Here is a 7856-nt window from a genome sequence, read left to right as displayed (position 1 = left end):
AATGCGCTCCGGAGATTCCGGTACGTCGAACGGGGCAGCGACGCCACCCGCTCGAGGTACCGGTCGACGAGTTCGCCGCCAGAGGCGGATACGGGTGCGCGCGGCACGTCCGCGGCCGGGGGAGCCGCGTCGATCGCAGCTTCGATCTCGCGATCTGCGGGTGAGACGAGTTGTGCCCCACCCGCGAGGTAGACCTTGTAGCCGTTGTCGGCTGCGGGATTGTGCGAGGCGGTGATCTGCACCCCGGCGACCGCGTCGAGCGCACGGACCGCGTACGCGGTCACGGGAGTCGGCAACGGACGGGGCAGCGCGACGACGTCGAAGCCCGCGGCGGCGAGTACCTCGGCGGCGGCGTCGAAGAATTCGGCCGAGCCGGTGCGGGCGTCGCGGCCGACGACGACCGTGCCGCCCCCCGAACCCTGTTCGATCAGCCAGGCGGCCAGGCCTGCGGTGGTTCGCACGACGACGGGCACGTTCATGCAGCCGGGGCCCTCGCCGACCGGGCCGCGCAGGCCCGCGGTTCCGAAGCGGAGTGTCACAGCCGGCTCGCGAGTTCGCGCAGGAGATCACCCATCCGGGTTGCCGCGTGCCGGCCGGCGGCGAGGACCTCGGTGTGGTCGAGGTGCTCGCCGGTGATGCCGGCGGCCGCGTTGGTCACGAGCGACAGGCCGAGCACCCGGGCGCCGGCGGCGCGGGCGGCGATGGTCTCGTGCACGGTCGACATGCCGACGAGGTCGGCGCCGAGGGTGCGCAGCATGCGGATCTCGGCGGGGGTTTCGTAGTGCGGCCCGGGTAGTCCGGCGTAGACGCCGTCGGGCAGGGTCGGGTCGATTTCCCGGGCGAGTGTGCGCAATTCGGCGGAGTACGCGTCGACGAGGTCGACGAACTGCGCGCCGACAAGGGGGGAGCGTCCCGTCAGGTTGAGATGATCGGAGATGAGAACCGGCTGCCCTACGGCGAACTCGGGGTCGATGCCGCCGGCGGCGTTGGTGAGGATCACGGTGCGGGCGCCGGCGGCGACCGCGGTGCGGATCGGGTGCACCACGCGGCGCAGGTCGTGCCCCTCGTATGCGTGCGTGCGGCCCGCGAGCAGCAGCACCGCGTTGTCCCCGGCGCGCACCGAGTGGATGGTGCCGGGGTGACCGGCAGCCGTCGGGGGAGCGAAGCCGGGCAGTTCGCTCATCGGGATGCTCGCGGTGGGCGCGCCGAACCGGTCGACCGCGGCGCGCCATCCCGAGCCGAGGACCACGGCGACCGGGTGGGAGGCGATGCCGGTGCGCTCGGCGAGCACGGCAGCGGCCGCACCGGCTTCGGCGGCGGGGTCGAGGACGTCGTCGGTAGCTCCCATGGGGTCAGACCCTAACGGCAACCGCGTTGTTACTCCTGGGTAAGGAGTGGGGTTACTCTGACGTCATGCCTTATCTCGACCGTGACGGCGACGTCTTCGTTCTGTACCTCGGCAACCGCGACGAGGACGTGAACGAGAACCGCTTCCATCCGGACTGGATCGAGTCCGTGAACGCCCTGCTCGACGAAGTAGAAGCCCACGAGGGACCGGCGGCACTCGTCACCGCCGCCACCGGAAAGTTCTGGAGCAACGGTCTCGACACCGACTGGATCTTCGCGAACCTCGGCGAACTGCGCGGCTATCTCGACCGTGTGCATGCGCTGTACGTGCGGATGCTCACCTTCCCTGCCGCGACGGTGGCGGCGGTGCAGGGTCACGCGTTCGGTGCCGGCGCCATGCTCGCGCTGACACACGATTTCCGGGTCATGCGTGACGACCGGGGTTTCTGGTCGCTGCCCGAGGTCCACCTGAACATGCCGTTCACCGTGGGCATGTCCGCGCTGATCCGCTCGCGCCTGCCGATCCAGACTGCGGTCGAGGCGATGACCACGGGTCGGCGGTTCAGTGGTTCCGACGCCGTGGCCGCCGGCATCGTCGAACAGGTCGCCGAGTCCGACACCGTCCTGGCGTCGGCCATCGAGCGGGCCGCGGCTCTCACCTCCACCCGCGGTCCGAACCTGGCGGGCATCAAGCGGAGCCTGCACACCCCGCTGATCGCCGCGCTCGAAACGAGGACCGACGAGTCCAATTTCCGGTTGGGCTGATCCGGCCGACGCGAGGGAAAGACCTGCGCTCTGCGGCAGTGCCGGACATGACAGACTGGAGTGCGTGACGACCGAATCCGACAGCGCGATCGAGGCTGCCTCCGATGCGCTGATCGCACTGTCGCATTCGCTCCATGCCGAGCCGGAACTCGCCTTCGAGGAGTACCTCAGCGCCGCGAAGATTGTCGAGATGCTCCGCGGTGCCGGATTCGAGGTGCGCACGGGCATCGCGGATCTTCCTACCGCGTTCGACGCCCGCTTCGGCAGCGGCGACCTCGTCATCGCATTCTGTGCCGAATACGACGCGCTGCCCGGCATCGGACATGCCTGCGGGCACAACATCATTGCCGCCGCCGCGGTCGGTGCCGGGATCGGGCTCGCCCAGAGGGCCGACGAGCTCGGTGTCACCGTCCGGGTGATCGGCACCCCCGCGGAGGAAACCGGTGGGGGCAAGGTGCTCATGCTCCGACGCGGCGTGTTCGACGACGTCGGAGCGGCGTTGATGGTGCATCCCGGACCGTTCGACATCACGGGCGCCACGTCGCTCGCGCTCGCCGACATCGCCGTCACCTATACCGGTCGTGAGGCACACGCCTCGGCGGCTCCCGAATACGGCCGCAACGCCGCCGATGCCGCGACTGTCGCGCAGGTCGCGGTGGGGCTGCTGCGTCAGCACCTGCTGCCGGGCCAGCAGCTCCACGGCATCGTCGGCAACGGGGGTACCGCGCCGAATATCGTGCCCAGTCACACCGAACTGCTGTATTACCTGCGTGCCACCAGTGCCGAGTCCCTCCTGGATCTCACCGAGCGGGCCGACAACTGTTTCGCCGCGGGTGCGCTCGCCACCGGGTGCACGCACCGGATCCGTACGGTTTCGCCCACCTACACCGAGCTCACACCGGACCCGTGGCTGGTACAGGCATATCGTGAGGAGATCATCGCACTCGGGCGTGTACCGGTGCCCGTCGAAGAGGAAGGATTGCGCCCCCTGGGCAGCACCGACATGGGAAACGTGACGAACGTGGTGCCGGGCATCCACCCTGTCATCGGCCTCGACTCCGGGGGAGCGGTCACGCACCAGGAGGCCTTCGCCGCCGCGTGCATCACCGAATCGGCGGACCGTGCGATTCTCGACGGTGCCCGTGCACTGGTCGCCACCGCTGCGCGTGCAGCGCGTGACGCGGATCAGCGTGCACGCCTGCTCGAAGGGGTGGAACGCCGATGAACCCGTACGTGGAGAAGTGGCTCGGGGAACACACCGACGACCTGACGGCGTGGCGCCGGCACATTCACGCCAATCCCGAGCTCGCCCGGCAGGAGTACGCCACCACCGAGTTCGTCGCCGCGAAGCTCACCGCCGCGGGGCTCGCGCCGAAGGTATTGCCCCGCGGTACCGGACTGATCTGCGACCTGGGGCCGACCAGCGGCCCCCGCGTGGCATTGCGTGCCGACATGGACGCGCTCCCCATGCAGGAGCTGACCGGACTCCCGTTCGCGTCGACGGTGCCGGGCGTATCGCACGCGTGCGGGCACGACGCGCACACCACCGTGCTGCTCGGCGCCGGGTTGGCGCTGGCCACGGTGCCCGAGTTACCCGTGGGGGTGCGGCTGGTGTTCCAAGCCGCCGAGGAAGTGATGCCCGGCGGGGCCCTCGACGTCGTTGCCGCCGGCGGTCTCGACGGGGTATCGCGTATCTTCGCGCTGCACTGCGACCCGCGGCTCGAGGTCGGCAAGGTGGGCATGCGGGTCGGAGCGATCACCTCGGCCGCGGACCACATCGAAATCGTGCTCGACTCACCGGGCGGGCACACGTCCCGCCCCCACCTGACGGGCGACCTCGTGTACGGGCTGGGCACCGTGATCACGGGTCTTCCCGGAATGCTGAGCCGACGGATCGATCCGCGCACCGGCACCGTCATGGTGTGGGGCATGGTCAGCGCAGGTAAGGCCCCGAACGCGATTCCCCGCACCGGGATGCTCGCAGGGACCGTCCGCACCGGCGACCACGAAACATGGGAACTGCTCGAACCCATGGTCCGCGAAATCGTGCACGGGCTGCTCGCACCCACCGGGGTGAGCTACGAACTCGAGTACCGGCGCGGTGTCCCGCCCGTCGTCAACGACGAGACCTCGGCCCGGATATTCGAGGACGCCATCCGCTCGGCGGGCCCCGACGTTCTGGCCGACACGCCGCAATCCGGTGGCGGTGAAGATTTCTCGTGGTATCTCGAACGCGTTCCCGGGGCGATGGGCCGGCTCGGCGTGTGGCCGGGCATCGGTCCGGAACTCGATATCCACCAACCGACATTCGACCTCGACGAGCGTGCGCTTCCCGTGGGTGTGCGAGTGATGACGAACCTGGCGCTCGGCGCCGGATGACGTCCGGACCCCCGGCTTACTGAGCTTAGGCTGCCCAAGCTGTACTCTTTGTGGGCCCACTCATCGCAGGAGGATCCATGAACTTTCGACGCAGGCTCGGCGCCGTACTGATGGCGGGAACGCTGGCCGCGGCTCTTGCGGCGTGTTCCAGTGACGGCGGTTCGGACGAGCAGGCGTCGGAGGCCCCGAGCGGTGACGCGCTCACCCTCTACTCCGGCCGCAGCGAAAATCTCGTGGCCCCGCTGATCGAGCAACTCGAAGGCACGCTCGGCTTCCCGATCGACGTCGTCTACGGCGGCACACCGGAAATCACCGGCAAACTCATCGAAGAAGGCGATGCATCGCCGGCGGACGTCGTGTTCAGCCAGGACGCGGGGGCGCTCGCCATCCTCGACCAGGCGGGAATGCTCTCCCCGCTGCCCGCGGCCGTGACGGACCTGGTTCCCGAGAAGTACCGGGCCACCGACGGCGGCTGGGTCGCCACGTCCGCCCGGGCCCGCGTGCTGGTCTACAACGACGACAAGGTTCAGCCGCAGGCCCTCCCCACCGGGATCGACGGCCTGCTGGATCCGAAGTGGAAGGGACAGGTGGGATTCGCGCCCACCAACGCGTCCTTCCAGTCGTTCGTCACCGCGCTGCGCGTGGCCCGCGGCGAAGACGGTGCCCGTCAGTGGCTCGAGGCGTTCAAGGCGAACGACCCCATCGCCTTCGAGGGCAACGGCCCGCTCATGGAAGGCGTCGACAGCGGTCAGGCGACCCTCGGTTTGACCAACCACTACTACTGGTACGGGCTCGCCGAGGAACGGGGCGCCGAGAACCTCGCCGTGCAGATCCACTACTTCGCCCCCGGTGATCCGGGCGCGCTCGTGAACATCGCCGGCGCCGGTGTCCTCGCCACCACCGACCGGACCGAACAGGCCGAGCAGTTCGTCGCTGCCCTGCTCTCGCCCGAGTCGCAGGCCTACTTCGCCGACGAGACCTCCGAGTACCCGGTCGTCGACGGCGTGCAAACCAAGGACGAACTGCGTCCGCTGAACGAAGTCGGCACCGCCGACATCGACCTTGCCGAACTTGCCTCGCTCGATCAGACCCAGGCACTTCTACAGGAACTGGGATTCATCTGATCACGCTTTCTGCCAGGCGCGCCGGCACCCGGCGCAGCCGGCCGATCCTCGCTCTCGCTGCGCTGGGTGTCGCCGTCTTCGCGCTCGCCCCGGTCATGCACCTGGTGACACGCGCGTACGCCGACGGACCCGACCGGGTGTGGTCACTGATCTTCCGGACGCGCACCCTCGATCTGGTATGGCGCAGCGGCATTCTCGCCGTGACCGTCACGGTGGCGTGCCTCGTCCTCGGTCTAGCCGCGGCCTGGCTCACCACCCGCACCGATCTGCCCGGTCGAGGCTGGTTCGCGCTCGCGCTGAGCGTGCCGCTGGCCATCCCGTCGTACGTGTCGGGTTTCGTATGGATCGCGCAGTTCCCCGCCCTCGAAGGATTCGTGGGCGCAGCGCTGGTGCTCACGTGTGCGTCGTTCCCGTACGTCTATCTGCCGGTGGCCGCAGCACTCGCGTCGGCCGATCCCGGACTCGAAGAGGTGGCCCGCACGTTGGGGCGCGGCCGTGTGCGCACGACCCTGACCGTCACCTTGCGGCAGGTGTGGCCCACCGCGGCCGCCGGTGGACTGCTGGTGGCGCTGTACACGCTCAGCGACTTCGGCGCGGTCGCCCTGATGCGCTACGAGGCGTTCACTCTCGCCATCTACGGCAGCTATCGCGGCTTGCTCGACCGCACGCCCGCTGCGGTATTCGGCCTCGTCCTCGTCGTGCTCGCCATCGCGCTGACCGTGGCCGAACGCGGCGTGCGCCGGGGCGCCACCGCGCGCGTCGGATCGGGTGCCGCGCGCACGCCGGAGTCTGTGGCGCTCGGCGCGCAGAAGTGGCCGGCGCTCGCCTTTCTGGTCGCGGTGCTCACCGTGAGTGTGGGGGTTCCGGTGGCCGGTCTCGCCCGTTGGCTGTGGCGGTCGCAGCAGGTCGCGGTGGACTGGTCCGGCATCTGGACGGCCACCACCTACACGCTGTGGGTGGCAGCGCTCGGTGCGCTGCTGACCACGGTCCTCGCCGTACCGGTCGGCGTATACGCCGCGCGGTCCGGGTCGCCGCTGTCGCGCTTCACCGAGAGCGCCGCCTACATCGGATTCGCCCTGCCCGGCATCACCGTGGGTCTTGCACTCGTGTTCTTCGGGATCCGGCTGCTCCCGCAGTGGTATCAGCAGACACCGATGCTGCTGATCGCCTATGCGGTGTTGTTTCTTCCCCTTGCGGTCGGTTCGATCCATGCCGCGGTCCGAGGCGTGCCGCGCGGACTCGAGGACGCCTCGGCGACCCTGGGCAGCGGGCGACTGCTCACCGGTCTGCGGGTGACGATCCCGCTGGCTGCCCCCGGCGTCGTCGCCGGTGCCGCGCTGGCATTTCTCACCATCGCGAAGGAACTGCCCGCGACGTTGCTGCTCGTCCCCATCGGCCGCGACACCCTCGCTACCGGCATGTGGAAACACACGGAGACGCTCGCGTACGGCTCGGCCGCGCCGTACGCGGTGATTTTGGTGCTCATCGCGGCGTTGCCGTCGCTGATTCTGGGTCGACTGCTGCGGGGCCGGGTCCTCGCAGAAACCGGAGGTGAAGAGTGACCGGACTGACCGTCGACAAGGTGTGCGCCCGCTACGGCCGCAACGAGGTCGTCACCGATGTGTCCGTCGCGGTGCCCCGCGGCGAGTTGCTTGCGGTTCTCGGGCCGTCCGGGGGAGGGAAGACCACGCTGCTGCGCGTGGTGGCCGGCCTGCATCCGGCGTCGGCGGGCCGCGTCGTCGTGGACGGCAAACCCGTCACCGATCTGCCTCCCGAGCGGCGTGGTGTGGGGCTGGTGCCGCAGGAGGGTGCACTGTTTCCCCACCTGAATGTGGCTCGCAACATCGGCTACGGATTGGTGCGACCTTCTCTCACTGCGCGTCGAAGCCGGCGCGACGAGCGCCGCGGTCGTGTCGACGAACTGCTCGAGCTCGTCGGTCTGTCCGGGACGGGGGATCGCAAGCCGAGCCAGCTCTCCGGCGGCCAGCAGCAACGGGTCGCGCTGGCCCGTGCGCTGGCGCCCCGACCGTCCGTGGTGCTGCTCGACGAACCGTTCAGTGCCCTCGATGCGGGCCTGCGGTCGAGTCTGCGCGCCGACGTGCGAGCGTTGCTGCGCGAGCAGGCTGTCGCCGCGGTGCTGGTCACCCACGATCAGGCGGAGGCGCTGGCCATCGCCGACCACGTGGCGGTCATGCTCGACGGCCGGATCGCTCAGCTCGGCACCCCGCAGGAGGTGTACAG

General features: G+C 69.6%; 7 protein-coding genes and 1 pseudogene. 6 read left to right on the top strand and 2 right to left on the bottom strand.

The features are described 5' to 3' along the window. A pseudogene (locus Q8814_RS22800) lies at positions 1 to 539 on the bottom strand (phospho-sugar mutase); the annotation flags it as partial. Beyond that, positions 536 to 1348 carry a purine-nucleoside phosphorylase gene (locus Q8814_RS22795; protein WP_330154256.1) on the bottom strand — a complete coding sequence of 271 codons (813 nt, stop codon included), beginning with the start codon at positions 1346 to 1348 and terminating at the stop codon, positions 536 to 538. The gene Q8814_RS22795 and the pseudogene Q8814_RS22800, both read right to left, overlap by 4 nt. Before the next feature lie 65 nt (positions 1349 to 1413). Here Q8814_RS22795 and Q8814_RS22790 point away from each other — a divergent pair, with 65 nt between their 5' ends. The 6 genes from Q8814_RS22790 to Q8814_RS22765 all read left to right on the top strand — a co-directional run. After that, positions 1414 to 2112 carry an enoyl-CoA hydratase/isomerase family protein gene (locus Q8814_RS22790; RefSeq protein WP_330154255.1) on the top strand — a complete coding sequence of 233 codons (699 nt, stop codon included), beginning with the start codon at positions 1414 to 1416 and terminating at the stop codon, positions 2110 to 2112. Between the two features lie 64 nt (positions 2113 to 2176). Further along, positions 2177 to 3337 (top strand): M20 family metallopeptidase, encoded by a 1161-nt coding sequence (locus tag Q8814_RS22785; protein WP_330154254.1) that lies wholly within the window; start codon positions 2177 to 2179, stop codon positions 3335 to 3337. Next, a complete protein-coding gene (locus tag Q8814_RS22780; protein ID WP_330154253.1) occupies positions 3334 to 4491 on the top strand; it encodes a M20 family metallopeptidase in 1158 nt (385 codons plus the stop codon). Before Q8814_RS22785 ends, Q8814_RS22780 begins: the two co-directional genes overlap by 4 nt. Positions 4492 to 4568: 77 nt before the next feature. Then, a complete protein-coding gene (locus Q8814_RS22775; RefSeq protein WP_330154252.1) occupies positions 4569 to 5615 on the top strand; it encodes an iron ABC transporter substrate-binding protein in 1047 nt (348 codons plus the stop codon). 95 nt (positions 5616 to 5710) lie between these two features. Then, the gene (locus tag Q8814_RS22770; protein ID WP_330154251.1) at positions 5711 to 7177 is read left to right on the top strand and encodes an ABC transporter permease; all 1467 of its coding nucleotides are present in this window, start codon (positions 5711 to 5713) and stop codon (positions 7175 to 7177) included. Next, the coding region (locus tag Q8814_RS22765; RefSeq protein ID WP_330154250.1) for an ABC transporter ATP-binding protein at positions 7174 to 7856 on the top strand (683 nt) is incomplete at its 3' end. The genes Q8814_RS22770 and Q8814_RS22765, both read left to right, overlap by 4 nt.

It is taken from the genome of Rhodococcus chondri, assembly GCF_036327435.1.
Taxonomy (GTDB): domain Bacteria; phylum Actinomycetota; class Actinomycetes; order Mycobacteriales; family Mycobacteriaceae; genus Rhodococcus; species Rhodococcus chondri.
The sequence above is the reverse complement of the archived record's forward strand: the minus strand, read 5'-3'. Positions and strand labels throughout refer to the sequence as shown.